The sequence below is a fragment of the Bacillus sp. FSL K6-1005 genome (assembly GCF_038000225.1).
In the GTDB taxonomy this organism is placed as follows: domain Bacteria; phylum Bacillota; class Bacilli; order Bacillales; family Bacillaceae; genus Bacillus; species Bacillus mojavensis.
This window is the reverse complement of sequence record NZ_JBBOBP010000001.1, coordinates 267790-283463: the sequence shown is the minus strand read 5'-3', so window position 1 is coordinate 283463 and position 15674 is coordinate 267790. Positions and strand designations below refer to the sequence as shown.

Here is a 15674-nt window from a genome sequence, read left to right as displayed (position 1 = left end):
GGAAGACACATCGCAAGTAAAATATATTTACATGATGATAACGATTAAGATTATTAATGATAAAACCCTTTGTCTCATTGAAATGAAGAAAAAAAGAGAAGGTATCCCTTCTCTTTCAATCAACACTCTTATATAAATGAGGGGGCACAGCACTCACAAACGGACTTGGCTCACCGATAGAAGAAACAGTCAGCCCGTGCATGGCCCGGGTGCAGGCAGTGTACAGCAGCCTGCGGTCGTGCTCTGTTCTATATTGCTCTTCTGAGGCATCATAGACAAGTACTGCGTCAAACTCAATTCCCTTCGCTAAATAAACCGGAATAACACAGACTCCCTTTTGAAACGTTTGGTTTTCTTTATGGATCAGCCGAATATCGATATATTCGCTCATTTGAGCGTGTGCCTGTCTTGACTGCTGCGCCGTTTTGCAAATAACGGCAATGGTTTTATGCCCTTTCTTTCTAAGGCGCCCAATTTCTTTCGTAAGCTTTTGGCAAAGATCCTCGTGACCCTCGCTTTTTAACACGCAGGGCATTTCCCCATCTCTGTTAAAAGGCTCGATATCCGCCCCGTCCTGAAGCAGCGCCTTTGTCAATTCCACAATTTGTCTCGTTGATCTGTACGTTCTTTTTAAACGGACACATTCAGCCTGCTCATCTTCAAAGCCGGCATCCATACGCGCTGCACCGTTTATTGCATGGGCATAAATAGACTGATTGATGTCACCGAGCACTGTCATGCTGGCAGACGGGAAAATACTCCTTATATACGCCATCTGGAATGGAGAATAATCTTGAGCTTCATCGATAAATAGATGTTTGATCTGCGTGTTTTTCTTTCTGCCTTCTAGCAAATCCTGCAAATATAGAAATGGAGACGCGTCCTCATAGAGCAGTTTATTTTCTCCAAATGCCGATCTTGTCAGCTCCCCTATTGCCTCAGTTTCCTCTGTTTGAGCTTTGCTTCCCCAGTCAGAAAACAATTGCAGATACAGCTGTTTGACATCAAGAAACGCCAGCTGTCTGACTGCCTGTTTAATTGGGCTGAAAGCCTTTTTTACAATCATGGCGGCAAGCAGCTGCTGTTCTCTTTGATGATCGTTAAATGTACTCTCACTAAACCGTTTTCTTGCCTGCAGCTTTTTGTACACTTCCAAATATTCCTCTTTGTCGAGAAGCTCGGCTTCCTGTACGACCCAATCCTTTCGCCGTTCCTTTTTCTCCAGCTTGTTAAGCTCACTCAGCAGCCAATTTGCTGTTTGTTCCATTCGGTTCGGAATGGACTGGCTTTGATCGAGCGAGTAAAAATATGCTTGGACCTGTTCCTTTGTGATCAGTTTTTGCTCGCGGAAAACGATATTTTTAAAGATCATTCCTTCAGAAGACAGCCTGCTGACGTATTCATCAATAAATTGCTGAAAAGATAAACCTGCCTTCCACGTGATTCCGGCAAGCCTTGATTGAAAACGGCCATCTTTTGTTTTGGTCAGGCAATATTCCAGCTGATCAAAGGGGCTTTCACATTGAAACTTGCGGCCAAGCCGATGCTCGATATATTCCTGAAACGTCGCCTGCTCCATATTTTTTTCGCCTAATTCAGGCAAAACAGAGGAGACATAGCTGTTAAACAAAAAGTTGGGGGAAAATAAAACGATTTGTCCGGCATCAATGACACCGCGGTGCCTGTATAACAAATAAGCGACACGCTGGAGCGCCGCTGACGTTTTTCCGCTGCCTGCCGCACCCTGCACAATCAGAAATTTGCTTTTTTCATTTCGGATAATCTGATTTTGTTCTTTTTGGATCGTGGACACAATGTTTTTCATTTGTGTATCAGAGTGGTGGCTCAACACCTCTTGGAGCATCTCATCTCCGATCGTCATATCTGTATTAAACATCGCTTTGAGAGCACCGTTTTTAATGATAAACTGGCGCTTCAGCACCATTTCCCCTTCTATCGTTTCACCGGGTACCTCGTATTCAGCTTTTCCTGGGGAATAATTATAGTAAAGGCTTGATATCGGCGCTCTCCAATCATAAATCAGAAAGTGTTCCTCCTGCTCATCCATACAGGATGCTAAACCGATATAGATCTGCTCTGCCTGTTTGTCGCCGTTTTCAATAAAATCAATCCGGCCGAAATAAGGCGTTGCTTTTAATTGATGAATTCGCTTGAGCTGCTGATCCACATGCCGATGATTCCGTTCCCGATCAGACAGCAGCTCTGCTTGCTGCTTAATGCTAGCCATCGTTTCAACAGCTTCATGAGCGTCATCAAAGTTAACCGTGACATCTTCCCAGAAGTTTTTTCGTAATCCGATAATATCATGCTTTAACCCGCCCGCAGACGTTTCGAGAAGCCGCTCTTTATTCTCGAGCTCCTGCAGTACATCATCTATTCTTGACTGCTCTTCTTTCCATTCCTTATCATGCTGATTCATGAACGGCACCTCCAGAAAATAGTTGACAAACGAAGAAGAAATAAGGTAAAATAGAATTGGATATATATTTAATATATGATAAAAATAGGCAAATACAATTTATAATAGCACATTCACCCAACATCGTTCAAGGTTTGGGTTATTTATATGCATTAAAAAACCGATTTCAACTCGAGATCGGTTTTTTATTTTAAGATTTCACATTGATCACTGTTGGACGTGCTTTTCTTAGGTTGCGAATCTTCTCTTTCATCAGTATCGATTCCTTATTCCATTCAATCTTCGATAGGATATATCTTTTTCATTTTAAAAACATACAGAGCTTTATCGTGTTTGTCCGTTCATCTAACATGAAGAATGACTAAACTGGCTGTTATTGTCATCTTCCATAAAGCAACTACATCCTTGCTATCGTACCTATAGTCGCAGTAAAATAGTCATTTTCCATCCAATTTCGACACATTTCAACAAATTGAAGTTTTTTAATTTGGGAGAATAGGACGATGTTACATTATTTCTCTCGGTTTATGATATGAACATGAAGAAAGAACCAGAATAAGTTAGGAGGAAATACTCAGTGAAGAAAAAGCTATCTATGATGTTGCTGGCATTCGTCGTAGCCGTAACAAGTTTTACGGCGATTGACCTAGTAAACAACAAAGCGGAAGCTAAAGATTGGGTTAAAAAAGGGCAAATATGGAGTACTCATTACCATTCGGGCTCGTTTAAAAACTATACTTACTCGCCAACTTTTCATATTTATTATCCAGGGCAAGGAACTTGGGCCAACATTAAGGCAAACGGATCAGGCAGCGGGAAAATTACAGCAACTCTGCAACAAAAGACAAATAAAGGCTGGAAAAATGTTAAAACTTTTTATGCAACGAAAAAAGGCTCTACAAATTTAAGTTACAAACAAGCTTCTAAAAGCTACAAAACAACATACAGATTCAAATTCACTAACACAGGAACTAAAAAAACCATCAGCTATACCTTTTGGGCTACCTATTAATTTTCAAACAGCTTTGCTCTGTGCGGTCAGCATTCGAAAGGACTTTTTATTTGATCCCAGCAGGCTACCATAAAAGAAACCTCTCCATGACGGAGAGGTTTCTTTTATTTTACTGACTATCTAAGCGATAATAACGGTTTGGCAGCTTCCAATTGAACATATACGAACAAACGCGGCATACGACGAGCACAAAAAACAGCGCGTATAAACCGATCGAGTTTCCGGTCCAGCCCAAGCCGACGATTAAACCGCCGAGCGCCGCCCATACCGCATAGATTTCCGCTTTCAGCACGAGCGGCTTGCGCCCGGCAAGCAGGTCCCGAATGATTCCTCCGCCGCTTCCCGTCAGCACCGCAGTCACGATAACGGCACTAAGCGGATGCCCCATTTTAACGGCATACAGGGCGCCCTGAATAGCGAAGGCTGCAAGACCAATCGCATCCGATAAATTTCCCCATTTGTTCCAATGCTTCAGCAGCAGCTTTGGAAACAAGAAAACGATCGTGATCGATACCAGAGCGATTTGAAAGTACGCACCCTGCTCCCACAATGCTGACACCGGAACGCCGATCAGCAAATTGCGGATCGCTCCTCCTCCAAAAGCTGTGACAATTCCTAATATATAAACACCTAAAATATCATATTCTTCTTCCATCGCAACAATTGCGCCGCTAACCGCAAACGCAATGATGCCGATCACACTGAGCAGCTCCCAAGCCATTCTGATGACTCCCTTTATATTTGTTAAATTTTCTGACGACCTCTAGATTTTATAACCGCTTCAGGTGAAAATCAATAACATTTTTATGATAAAAAAAGATAAATTTAGAGGGAAAACAGCAAACACCGATCAGCATGGGTTTACCTCTGGCAGCTCCTATCATTTGTACAAGTTAAAAAAGCGCCCTGCATTCGCGGGCGCTTTTTTCTTATTCAGGTTTTTCGCCTTTGAGGAGGCACATAAAAATGATGATCAAAATAAAAGCAATCAAGGCCAGAAACGGAATGGTTACAAAACCGAACCAGTTAATATATTGACCCGAGCAAGGCACACCGCTTATACATGGCTTGATGCCGCTAAAGCCCGGCACTTTTTGCTCCAGATAGTGCATAATCGAAATAAAGGCGCCGATAATCGCCATCGGCAGCACATATTTTTTCACGCGTGTGTCACCCTGAAAGGTGGCGATTCCTAAAATCAGAACGAGCGGATACATGAGAATACGCTGGTACCAGCACAGTTCACACGGGATGAACTTTCTGATTTCACTGAAATACAGGCTGCCCAGCATGGCAATTAGAGCGACAACCCAGGAAGTATATAAAAAAACCATTCTATTTTTCATGCGCTTACTTCCCTTTCAGCTCTTTTTCTATCGTTTCTTTAATTTCTTCATAATCCGAAAAATCACTGATCACTTTATCATTAACGTAAATTGTAGGCGTTGCTTTTATGTTCATTTTATTATTAAGAGCTGAATCCTTTTCCACTGCAGAAGCAAACGTTTCCTTATCAAGATTGTCCTTCAGCGTATCAGGGTTTACCTTTGTCGTGCTTTTTGCAATATCACCGAGAACCGCTGGCGTTACCCATTCCTGCTCTGTGTCCGGCTGCTTATCAAACAGCTTCTCATGAAATGCCCAGAAAGAATCAGGATCTTCTTTCCATACTTCCTCTGAGGCAAGAGCTGCTAACGTTGAGCCTTTTCCATGGAACATGACGTTCACGAAAGAAAATTTCACATCGCCCTTGTCAATAAAGTCTTTTTGGATTTTGGGGAAGATGTCGCTGTTAAACATCTTGCAAGACGGACATTTGTAATCTCCGAATTCCACTACTGTTACCGGTGCATCATCCTCGCCAAGCACAGGCTGGCCTTTGATAGACGGCTGTCCTGACACTGCTTCGTTGCCTTGCTCTGTTTTGTTATTAATGATGACAATTGCTGCTAATAAGACAACAACGACAACCGTAAGGATGACCGCGAATTTCGCAGAAGACTGCTGTTTCTTTTTCACTCCGACACCTCATCGTTTTAAAATTAAAAAAGAAGCGGATCTCCATTGACCCACTTCTTTATTTTAACAAGACAACCGTCTATAAGAAAAGCCCGAAATAGTGAATTCTGTCCGACAATTATCTCATTTTGAGGCGCATCACACGCATGGCGTTTGCAACAGCAAGAAGCGTAACACCGACATCTGAGAAAACCGCCTCCCACATGGTCGCAAATCCAAACGCTCCGAGTAAGAGAAAAATAGCCTTAACACCTAGGGCAAAGCCGATGTTTTGCCACACGATTCGCCGAGTCCGTTTGGCAATCCGAATCGCTTCCGCTATTTTCGACGGCTGATCTGTCATCAGCACAACATCCGCGGCTTCTACAGCTGCATCTGATCCGAGTCCGCCCATCGCCGCTCCGATATCCGCGCGCGCAAGCACCGGCGTGTCATTAATTCCATCACCGACAAAAATGAGCTTTTCATTCGGGAGCAGCTTCAATTCCAGTGCTTCTACCCGCTCCACTTTATCCTCCGGCAGCAGCTCCGCATAAACCTCGTCGAGGCCGAGCTGTTTTCCGACTGTTTCTCCTGTCTGTTTTGAATCGCCCGTCAGCATGACTGTCTGTTTGATACCGAGTGATTTCAAATCTGCGATTGCTTGTTTTGCGTCTTCCTTTACTTCATCTGCTATGATGATCGCCCCGGCATAGCGCTGATCAATAGCCACGTGAACAATTGTACCGGCGTTTTCATCCGGGACGCTCTTAATCTGTTCTCTTTCCATCAGCTTCTTGTTCCCCGCAAGGATTTCTTTTCCGTTCACCTTAGCGAAAATACCGTGGCCGGATATTTCCTCATATGACTCGATTTTGTCAGGAGAAAGTAGCTTACCATAGGCTTTCCGGACAGATTCTGCAATCGGGTGCTGAGAGTGAAGCTCAGCGTATGCCGCGGCTTCGAGTAAAGTCTCCTTCGAAAGGCCTTCCGCAGGTTTGATCTCTGTCACTTCAAAGCTGCCTTTTGTCAGGGTGCCTGTTTTATCAAACACAGCGTACTTGACTTGATGTAAGGCTTCTAAATAATTGCTTCCTTTCACAAGCACCCCGGCCTTCGAAGCTGCGCCGATTCCGCCGAAGAAACCGAGCGGAATGGAGACAACAAGGGCGCATGGGCATGAAATGACTAAGAAAATAAGCGCGCGGTACACCCAATCAGAAAGTAAAGCGCCAGGAATAACCAGCGGCGGGACAAATGCCAGCAGAGCGGCGATGATGACGACAGCCGGTGTATAATACTTGGCAAACTTCGTGATAAAGTTTTCAGTCCGCGCTTTGCGGCTGCTCGCATTTTGAACCAAATCTAATATTTTGGATACCGCGGAATCCTTATAGCCTTTTGTTACTTCGATATGCAGAACGCCGTTTTGATTGATAAAGCCGGACATGACTTCTTGTCCTTCTGCCGCTTTTCTTGGAACAGATTCTCCTGTCAGCGCTGATGTATCAACCATCGCTGATCCCTGTACGACTTTTCCGTCCAGCGGTATGCTTTCTCCCGGGTTGACGACAATGATATCTCCTGTCTGCACGTCCTCCGGAGAAACGGTCTTGATGCCATCCCCTATTTTCATATTGGCGTAATCCGGCCTGATATCCATTAATGCACTGATCGATTTTCTTGAACGGCTGACCGCGGCTCCTTGAAACAGCTCACCGATTTGATAAAACAGCATTACAGCAACGCCTTCCGGGTATTGCTGAATCAAAAAAGCGCCGATTGTAGCAAGAGCCATTAAAAAATGTTCATCAAACACTTGTCCGCGGCTGATGTTTTTGACCGCTCGAACGACAATATCCCCCCCGATTATCAAGTAGGCGGCAAAGAATAATAAAAATTCCAGTATTGGGCCGGCATGAATCAAATATGCCGCTGCTCCGAGAATGACCGCTGCTGCCATTCTGATCAGCATATTGATCATTCTTTTTCGATAACCGTCATCTGCTGATTTCTTTTTATGTTTCGGACGAACGGTTACATGAGGATCAATTGATTTTACTTTTTTCTTGACCTTATTGGTGACCCATTGTTCTTCTTTGCCATCGGCTGAGACAGTCAGTGTGCTTGCTGCAAAGTTAACCGCGCATCCGTCAACGCCTTTGATGCCTTTGACGCCATTTTCAATTTTTTGTGCGCAGTTGCTGCAATCCAAACCGTCCAGAACATATTCCCGCTTCACTTGTTTCATTTGTCTCACCTTACCTTCCGATTTAGGATTCCCTCATCAAAGCAGATGAATGAGTGTGAGTATCAAAATTACATATATGAGCATATACTCATATAATAGTTACATCTATTATATGGTGTCTTCCAAGAAAGTGTCAATGTAAAATAAAAACCGGCAAAACACCGGTTTTTATTTTACTTTTTGCAGACGCAATGCATTCAGAACAACAGATACAGAGCTAAAAGCCATTGCCGCTCCCGCTATCCATGGCGCTAAAAATCCAAGGGCCGCGACTGGAATGCCGAGACTGTTATAGCCAAGTGCCCAGAATAAGTTTTGTTTAATGTTTTTCATGGTAAGTCTGCTCATACGGATGGCGTCCGCAATACTGTTCAGATCACCTCGAATGAGCGTGATGTCCGCTGTTTCCATCGCGATGTCAGTGCCTGTTCCAATTGCCATGCCGATATCCGCTGTGGCAAGCGCGGGTGCATCGTTGATTCCATCACCGACCATTGCTGTCTGGCGTCCTTCTTTTTGCAGACGGGAGATTTCCGCTGCCTTTTGCTCAGGAAGGACCTCAGCAATGACGCTGGCAATTCCAGCTTCCTTCGCAATCGCTTCTGCCGTTCTGCGATTGTCCCCGGTCATCATGATGACATCCAGCCCCATCTCTTTCAGGCGGGTGACTGCCTCCCGCGACGTGTCTTTTATCGTATCGGCAACCGCTATAAGTCCCGCTGCGGCACCATCAATGGACACGAGCATCACCGTTTTTCCTTCTCCTTCAAGCTCCTCCATCCGAGGAAGAAGAGCTTCATGCTCAATCCGTTCGCTCTCCATTAACCGTCTTGTGCCGACGAGTATCGTTTTGCCTCCGGCTTCGGCTGATATACCCGCGCCTACTTTTGCTTCAAAATGGGTCAGCTTTGGTATCTCCAGCCCTTTATCTTTCACACCGGCAACGATCGCTTCACCTAGCGGGTGTTCCGAGCCCGTCTCAGCAGCTGCTGCGAACCGGAGCAGCTCTGTTTCTTCAAAGGCATCAGATGGAAGGGCATCCGTCAGCTTCGGCTTTCCGTTTGTCACAGTTCCTGTTTTATCAAGAACAATGGTATCAAGGCGATGTGTTTTTTCTAAATGCTCTCCGCCTTTAAAAAGAATGCCAAATTCAGCCGCCCGTCCGGATCCTGCCATAATGCTTGTCGGGGTGGCAAGGCCCAGTGCACATGGACAGGCGATGACGAGAACCGCAATAAACTTGCTGATCGCTTCAGCAAAATCACCTGGAGACGCCCACAGATACCAAATAAGGAACGTGAGAACGGCGATCCCCAATACAATCGGCACAAAAATGCCGGAGATCTGGTCGGCGAGACGCTGAATCGGCGCTTTTGATCCCTGTGCTTCCTCCACAATTTTGATGATATGAGAAAGCGCTGTTTCTTTCCCAACGTTAACAGCCTTGATTTTCAGAAAACCGTTTGAGTTCACAGTCGCCCCTGTCACGCTGTCACCGGGAGATTTGTCAACGGGAAGACTTTCTCCTGTGATCATGGATTCATCTACAGCCGAGCGGCCTTCCAGCACCTCTCCATCGACAGGAATTCGTTCGCCTGGTTTGACATGAACAATATCACCAACAGCCACTTCATCTATCGGGATGATTTGCTCCTGTCCGTCCCTTACAACCGCCGCTGTTTTGGCTTGCAGCTTCATGAGCTTTTTAATCGCATCTGATGAGCGCCCTTTCGCCTTTGTTTCAAACAGCTTTCCTAACAAAATGAGCGTCAGCAAAATCGCGCTTGTTTCATAGTAAAGGCCGTCAGTATGCCCATGGGAACCGAGGCTTTGAATCGTAAGATAAAGACTGTAAGCATAAGCAGCCGTTGTTCCGAGTGCAACCAATACATCCATATTGGCGCTTTTATTTCTGAGCGCCTTATATGCGCCGACGTAAAACGGCCAGCCGATCAAAAACTGCACCGGGGTCGCAAGGGCAAATTGCATCCACGGATTGAGGAATAAATCCGGCACCCAAATGAACGAAGTAAATGTAAAATGGCTCACCATTGCCCACAGTAAAGGAAATGACAGAATAGCTGAAAAGATCAGTCTCGCTGTTTGCTGCCGTTCTTCTTTCTTTTTAGAAGCAGCGGCTTCGCTATCCTCATCGCCTTTCAGCTTAAGTTTATATCCGAGCTTATCAACGGCTTCTTTAAAATCGCTGACAGCCGCTTCTTTTGGGTTGTATTCAACTGTCACAGTTTCTAAAGCAAAGTTCACCGGAGCATTTGTAACGCCTTCTAATTTATTAAGCCGTTTTTCAATCCGACTGGCGCATGCCGCACAGGTCATGCCCTCAATATCAAACTCAGCTTTTTCCGTTACGACGTGATAGCCCAGTTTTTCTATTTTTTCTTGGATTTTTTCTGTTCCTGTTTCAGCAGGGTCATAGGTGACATTTGACGTTTCCGTCGCCAGATTCACATTGGCGTCTGTGACACCAGGCATCCGTTTCAAGCCTTTTTCAATTCTGGCGGCACACGCCGCACAAGTCATACCAGATACCTGCATCGCAATTTCCTTTTGCTCACTCAATACACTCACTCCTTTATATACACCCGGGGGGTATATAAAAATGAAAGAAATATCGCACCTTCATCAAGGTGCGATACCGTGAATCAGTTAGCTACATCATAGCCTTGGTCTTCTATCGCATCCGTAATGTCTTTGACTGACACTTTGCCGGCATCAAACGTAACATCAACTTTTCCTGCTTCAAGATGAACGCGAACAGCGCTAACGCCGTCCAGCTCTCCCACACTCGTTTCAACTGCTTTGACGCAGTGCTGACAAGACATGCCTTCAACTTGTAATGTTTTTTGTTCCATATCAATACCTCCTGTTTATTCGCTCTGTTTTCATCCTACCATACCCCCGTAGGGTATTACAATAATAAAACATGATTATTTCGCTAATTTTTTAAATACGTCTAATAGCTCGGAAATGGCTTGGTCCCCGTCTCCGCTTTTGATGGCGTCTGCTACGCAATGATGGGCGTGATCTTCAAGCAAGTGGAGAGCCACTTTTTGCATCGCCGCCTGAACAGCTGAAATCTGCACAAGAATGTCAACACAATATCGGTCGTTTTCCACCATATTTTGAATGCCTCTGACCTGGCCTTCAATCCGTTTCAATCGGTTTGTAATTTGATCCTTTTCTTTCGAGCTTTTATGGTTTAATGCTTTATGTTCATTATGCTTCTCCATGCGCACACCTCTGTTTCATATATTAATTCCCATTATACTGATTGTCCAAACCGTTGTCTAAGCTTGCGGCAGCAAAAAAATTCACCATGCAGGTTTTACCATTTGAAGAAAAGGGTATATACCTTTATCAAAGCACTTTTAAAAGGGGAGAAGAAAAGTGGATACGATACAGGTAGGGATATTAGGGTATGGACTGTCAGGCTCTGTCTTTCACGCGCCGCTGCTTGCCGTTCTGGATGAGTATCATATCAGTAAGGTGATGACGTCGCGAACGGAAGAGGTGAAGCGTGATTTCCCTGATGCCGAAGTAGTGCATGAGCTTGAGGAGATGACAAATGACCCGGCAATTGAGCTTGTCATCGTCACCACTCCGAGCGGCCTCCACTACGAGCACGCATTGGCATGCATTCAGGCGGGCAAACATGTCGTCATTGAAAAACCGATGACAGCCACTGCTGAAGAAGGGGAAAAATTAAAAAAAGCGGCCGACGAACGAGGCGTATCGTTAAGCGTATACCATAACAGACGATGGGATAATGACTTTTTAACAATTAAAAAACTGATTGATGACAGGTCTCTAGAAGATATCAATACATATCAGGTCTCCTATGACCGATACAAACCAGAGGTTCAAGCAAGATGGCGGGAAAAAGAAGGGGCTGCCACCGGTACGCTGTATGATCTCGGCTCCCATATCATAGACCAGGCACTGCATTTATTCGGAATGCCTAAAGCTGTAACCGCAAAAGTCATGGCTCAAAGAGAACATGCTGAAACCGTTGATTATTTTCATTTGACAATGGATTACGGTAAGCTTCAAGCCATTCTATACGGCGGATCAATCGCCGCGGCAAACGGCCCGCGTTATCAAATTCACGGACAGCATTCAAGTTTTATCAAATACGGGATCGACGGACAGGAAGATGCCCTCAGAGCCGGAAAAAAACCGGAGAATGACAGCTGGGGTGCGGATGATCCCGAATCATACGGTCAGCTGACAACTGTTCATGGCGAAAACAAAAAAACTAAAACCATTCCATCAGTTAACGGCTCTTACCTTACCTATTACCGCAAAATAGCGGACAGCATACGCAAAGGCACGCCGCTCCCTGTCACAGCTGAAGAGGGAATTGATGTCATCCGGATTATTGAAGCGGCTGTAAAAAGCAGTGAAGAGAAACGGACCATTTCGTTAGAACAATAAATAAAGCCTCCCTTTATACGGGGAGGCTTTTTTCATTAGAATGTTTTTCCTGCTTCTTTTGCGCGGGCAATTGCATCTTCTTTGATTTGCTGTGCTTTGTCAGGCTCTGCATTATGGCCCTCTACGAAAATGCCATCGAAGGATGGAACGCCGAAGAAGTTCATCATAATGCCGATGTAGCGGTGGCCCATTTCCATTTCAGCCGCAGGGCCTTCTGAATAATAGCCGCCGCGCGCTTGAATGTGAATCGCTTTTTTATCAGTTAACAAGCCGACTGGACCTTGTTCAGTGTATTTAAAAGACTTTCCTGCTACTGCAACTGAATCAAGGTATGCTTTCATCACTGGCGGGAATGAGAAGTTCCATAGTGGCGTGACGAACACATATTTATCAGCAGATGCAAATTGATCGCTAAGCTCTCCTAAACGGCCCACTTTCGCTTTTTCGTTTTCAGAAAGTTCATCGCCGGACTGGAGCTTGCCCCAGCCGCTGAATACATCAGCATCAATATGAGGAATGTTTTCTTTGTACAAGTCGATATGTACAACTTCATCATTTGGATTTGCTTCTTTGTATGATTCGATAAACGCTTTACCTGTTGCCATGCTGTAAGAAGTCGCTTCATCATGCGGGTGAGCAGTGATATACAATACTTTTGCCATTTTTACCAGCCCTTTCAATTTTAAAATTACACATCCGTTATTATCATTCAGACGCGTCATGATTATTCTTTATCTCTTAATCCTTATTATAGGTGTAATAAAAATTGCTTTCAAGTAAAATATCTCGAATTAAAGATTTTTTTAAACCCGTACGAACAGCTTACTTTTCATAAGCTGTTCGCAAACCTGTATACAATGTGTAGAGTTCCCCGCTGATTCGCGGATAATACGGAATACGCGGCACTTCTATCACAGCCGGCGGCATTTTCATCAATACTGATTGCTCAGCCTGTTCAAAAAACGCTCTCAAATGGTTTATTTCTTGTTCAGAAACCGGAGAGGGCGGGCGGTGATGGGCTTGGGCGGAGAGCAAATAATAACCCAAGTGCTGGACTCCAGAGATCGCCGGCCACAGCGTATCCGCTTTCGCTTTTGGAAAATCTCCTAGTGCTTTATCATATGCATCCCGCAGCCTGACTAAGCTCACTCTTAGCTGATGTCCGTCTATTTGCTGTCCTGCTAACAGCCTCTCCATAAACTGTCCTTCCAGCCGGATCACTTCCCTCATGTGTTCAGGCAGGCGTTTTGCTGAAAAACGTCTCCACAAAAGGATCGTTCCCAATAGCCCAATTGTGCTGCCGACAGCCACATCGGTCAGCCTCGCCGCTATAAAATAACCGGTCCCTAAGCCGCCATGCATGCTTTCTGTTATGACAAGCGCATTTGCGGTCAGAAAAGGAACCGCCAAAGCATAATTGCGGACAATCAGCATTTCAAGAAGAAATTGAAGCATTGTGATACATAAAGCGATATACACGCCGGCTGGCTTAAAGAACAGGATCGCCCCTGCCAGCATCACGCCAAGTACGGTTCCTGCCGAACGCTGAATAGCTCTATGCAGCGTAAAGACAACAGTCGTGCCCAGCATCACTGCCGCTGCCGAGAGCGGGATCCAATAAGAACGGTGAAAACCGAAGGCATTGGCAAACAAAGCAGCCGCAAACAGCACAATTCCATACTTTAATGCCCGAATCAAAACAGGTGACTTCCAGTCAAAGGCATTTCTCAGAAAATAATAGGAAGATGGCAGCCGGCTTGGCTCCGCATCCGATGGATCATCATTCCGTCCTGAAGCGATACTCAAAACCTCGTTGATTCCTTCATACAGCTTCCGGGTTGGCTCCGCTTCATCCTCCTTGATAGGAAACGCATCGGAAACACGAGCCTGTCCAAGCATATCGGCAGTTTGGCGAAGTGCCTTTGCGAGCGGAACTGTATCTGCGTTTGGTGTTTCAGCAGAAAAATGAATGATGGCGATAAAGAGATTATCAGCCTTTTCCAGCAAACGGATAAACCGTTCATCATGAGACGACTTTCTCCATCTGTTTCCTTTGCCGAGTACCGTTTGACGGGCTGTTCTCAGCATCAGCACGGTCTGATGCTGCGCGTTATGAAAATCAGGAGTTCCGACAGCAGAAAGGCAAGATGCTAGCTGGCGGTATGTGGTTTGCAGCACTTCATTTTCCGGTCCATGTCTGTTATTGATCCAGCCAATCAAGGCGATTCCCGTGGCGAAAAGCCCGCCGGCAAATGTCAGTCCCGCTCTGAGCGGAGCTTCTGAAGGATCTGCCGGCAAACCCGAACTCACCAAAAACGCAAGGACAAAAAACATGGGTGCTGGACCTTGAATCCCAAGTGCGCCAAAAATAAACATTGCAGCTGCCCCGATAAGCCCTAGAACAGCTGCCATGCTCCAAAAAGTCCCTGCCAACAGCGTCCCCAATCCAAACGAGACGGCGATCCCTAATGAAACAAACAGCAGCTTCAGGATACGTTTCGTATACGATTCCCCGCCTGCATATATAAAAACAAAACCGCCGATGCTTGCGGTTAGACCATAATCCGTGTGTCCCGACAATGCGCCGACAAACACAGGAAGTCCTGAAGCGATGCCTGAACCGATCGCCTTTTTCCATGGAAAAGGAGTTGCATGAATGCGAAAGGCATCCTTGACAACACTTGGCACTGTTCTACGATTTTGATCAGAAGACTTGTTCATATCACATAACCCTCTTCTACAACGAAATGATGTAGGTCTCTTCCCGTTTATTCGCCATAGTATGCCCAGAAACCGACTCATCTTCTCATTGGATATGCTCTCATCAAAAAAGACAGAGACCCATCTTCTCTGCCTTCATTACACAAGTTTTTTCGCAATGTCCTGCATTGGTTTGATCCAGTTGCTGTATGTCAGCTCAACCGCCTTTTTCCGGTCCTTCTCCTTATATGCTTGAATGATTTGCTTATGTTCTTCAATAGAATTCTGCGGAGACTTGAAAAAGAGGTACTCAAGCCGAAGAATATGCATATGAAGAACAGAGGTAAAATTGCTGATATATTCATTATCAGCCGCCTCAATAATTACATCATGAAACGCTTTATCAATGCCAAGCACTTCATAGATTTCGTTTTGATCAATTGCCGCTTTCATTTCGTAATTGATGGCTGTCAGCTGCTCTATATGAGACGATTGAATGTTTTCAATCGCCAATTCGGCAGCGGTGGACTGGAGAGACGCCATCGGCGGATAGACTTTGAAGACATCGTTTTTTTCAATCTGTGAAATTCGTGTTTCTTTTCCCGGCGACATTTCAACAAACCCCTGCATCTCTAATAATTGCAAGGCTTCTCTGACCGGTGTTCTGCTGACGCCAAGCGCTTTGGCTAATGCGTCATCATTCAATTTTTCTCCGGGCATGAGCACTCCTTCCACGATCCACTTTTGAATTTGCTCAAACGCAAGCTTTTTGGCAGTCTGGCGTTTCGGCTTCGGGGCATTTGACGGTATCGGCATAA

At 45.2% G+C, this 15674-nt stretch carries 13 protein-coding genes; 2 read left to right on the top strand and 11 right to left on the bottom strand.

Annotated elements, in window-relative coordinates; all coding sequences use genetic code 11:
• Positions 1–115 precede the first annotated feature (115 nt).
• Positions 116–2440 (bottom strand): RNA polymerase recycling motor HelD, encoded by a 2325-nt coding sequence (gene helD, locus NST16_RS01355; RefSeq protein WP_340883629.1) that lies wholly within the window; start codon positions 2438–2440, stop codon positions 116–118.
• 577 nt (positions 2441–3017) lie between these two features.
• Here helD and NST16_RS01350 point away from each other — a divergent pair.
• Entirely contained in the window at positions 3018–3452 is a 435-nt protein-coding gene (locus NST16_RS01350) for a hypothetical protein (RefSeq protein ID WP_168748739.1), read from the top strand.
• Positions 3453–3561: 109 nt separating this feature from the next.
• On the opposite strand, the gene NST16_RS01345 is transcribed toward NST16_RS01350, so the two are convergent.
• From NST16_RS01345 to csoR, 7 genes are all read right to left on the bottom strand, one after another.
• On the bottom strand, positions 3562–4173 hold the full coding sequence (locus NST16_RS01345; RefSeq protein WP_340883627.1) for a trimeric intracellular cation channel family protein: 612 nt from the start codon (positions 4171–4173) through the stop codon (positions 3562–3564).
• 208 nt (positions 4174–4381) lie between these two features.
• Entirely contained in the window at positions 4382–4798 is a 417-nt protein-coding gene (locus NST16_RS01340; RefSeq protein ID WP_268449185.1) for a disulfide oxidoreductase, read from the bottom strand.
• Between the two features lie 4 nt (positions 4799–4802).
• Positions 4803–5471 carry a DsbA family protein gene (locus NST16_RS01335; RefSeq protein ID WP_268449182.1) on the bottom strand — a complete coding sequence of 223 codons (669 nt, stop codon included), beginning with the start codon at positions 5469–5471 and terminating at the stop codon, positions 4803–4805.
• Positions 5472–5589: 118 nt separating this feature from the next.
• A complete protein-coding gene (locus tag NST16_RS01330) occupies positions 5590–7701 on the bottom strand; it encodes a heavy metal translocating P-type ATPase (protein WP_268449180.1) in 2112 nt (703 codons plus the stop codon).
• Positions 7702–7869: 168 nt separating this feature from the next.
• Positions 7870–10281 (bottom strand): copper-exporting P-type ATPase CopA, encoded by a 2412-nt coding sequence (gene copA / locus NST16_RS01325; RefSeq protein ID WP_268449178.1) that lies wholly within the window; start codon positions 10279–10281, stop codon positions 7870–7872.
• Between the two features lie 83 nt (positions 10282–10364).
• Positions 10365–10574 (bottom strand): copper chaperone CopZ, encoded by a 210-nt coding sequence (gene copZ, locus NST16_RS01320; RefSeq protein WP_229149220.1) that lies wholly within the window; start codon positions 10572–10574, stop codon positions 10365–10367.
• Positions 10575–10649: 75 nt separating this feature from the next.
• A complete protein-coding gene (gene csoR / locus NST16_RS01315) occupies positions 10650–10952 on the bottom strand; it encodes a copper-sensing transcriptional repressor CsoR (protein ID WP_024122845.1) in 303 nt (100 codons plus the stop codon).
• 157 nt (positions 10953–11109) lie between these two features.
• On the opposite strand from csoR, the gene NST16_RS01310 reads away from it, so the two are divergent.
• Positions 11110–12156 (top strand): oxidoreductase, encoded by a 1047-nt coding sequence (locus NST16_RS01310; protein WP_268449175.1) that lies wholly within the window; start codon positions 11110–11112, stop codon positions 12154–12156.
• A gap of 35 nt (positions 12157–12191) precedes the next feature.
• Here NST16_RS01310 and azoRB read toward each other — a convergent pair whose 3' ends face one another.
• The 3 genes from azoRB to NST16_RS01295 all read right to left on the bottom strand — a co-directional run bounded on the left by azoRB (position 12192) and on the right by NST16_RS01295 (position 15672).
• Positions 12192–12818 (bottom strand): FMN-dependent NADH-azoreductase AzoRB, encoded by a 627-nt coding sequence (gene azoRB, locus NST16_RS01305; protein WP_168748747.1) that lies wholly within the window; start codon positions 12816–12818, stop codon positions 12192–12194.
• Positions 12819–12978: 160 nt separating this feature from the next.
• Complete coding sequence (locus tag NST16_RS01300) at positions 12979–14877, bottom strand: FUSC family protein (protein ID WP_268449173.1); 1899 nt, start codon at positions 14875–14877, stop codon at positions 12979–12981.
• 138 nt (positions 14878–15015) lie between these two features.
• Entirely contained in the window at positions 15016–15672 is a 657-nt protein-coding gene (locus NST16_RS01295; protein ID WP_168748749.1) for a GntR family transcriptional regulator, read from the bottom strand.
• Positions 15673–15674: the final 2 nt, after the last annotated feature.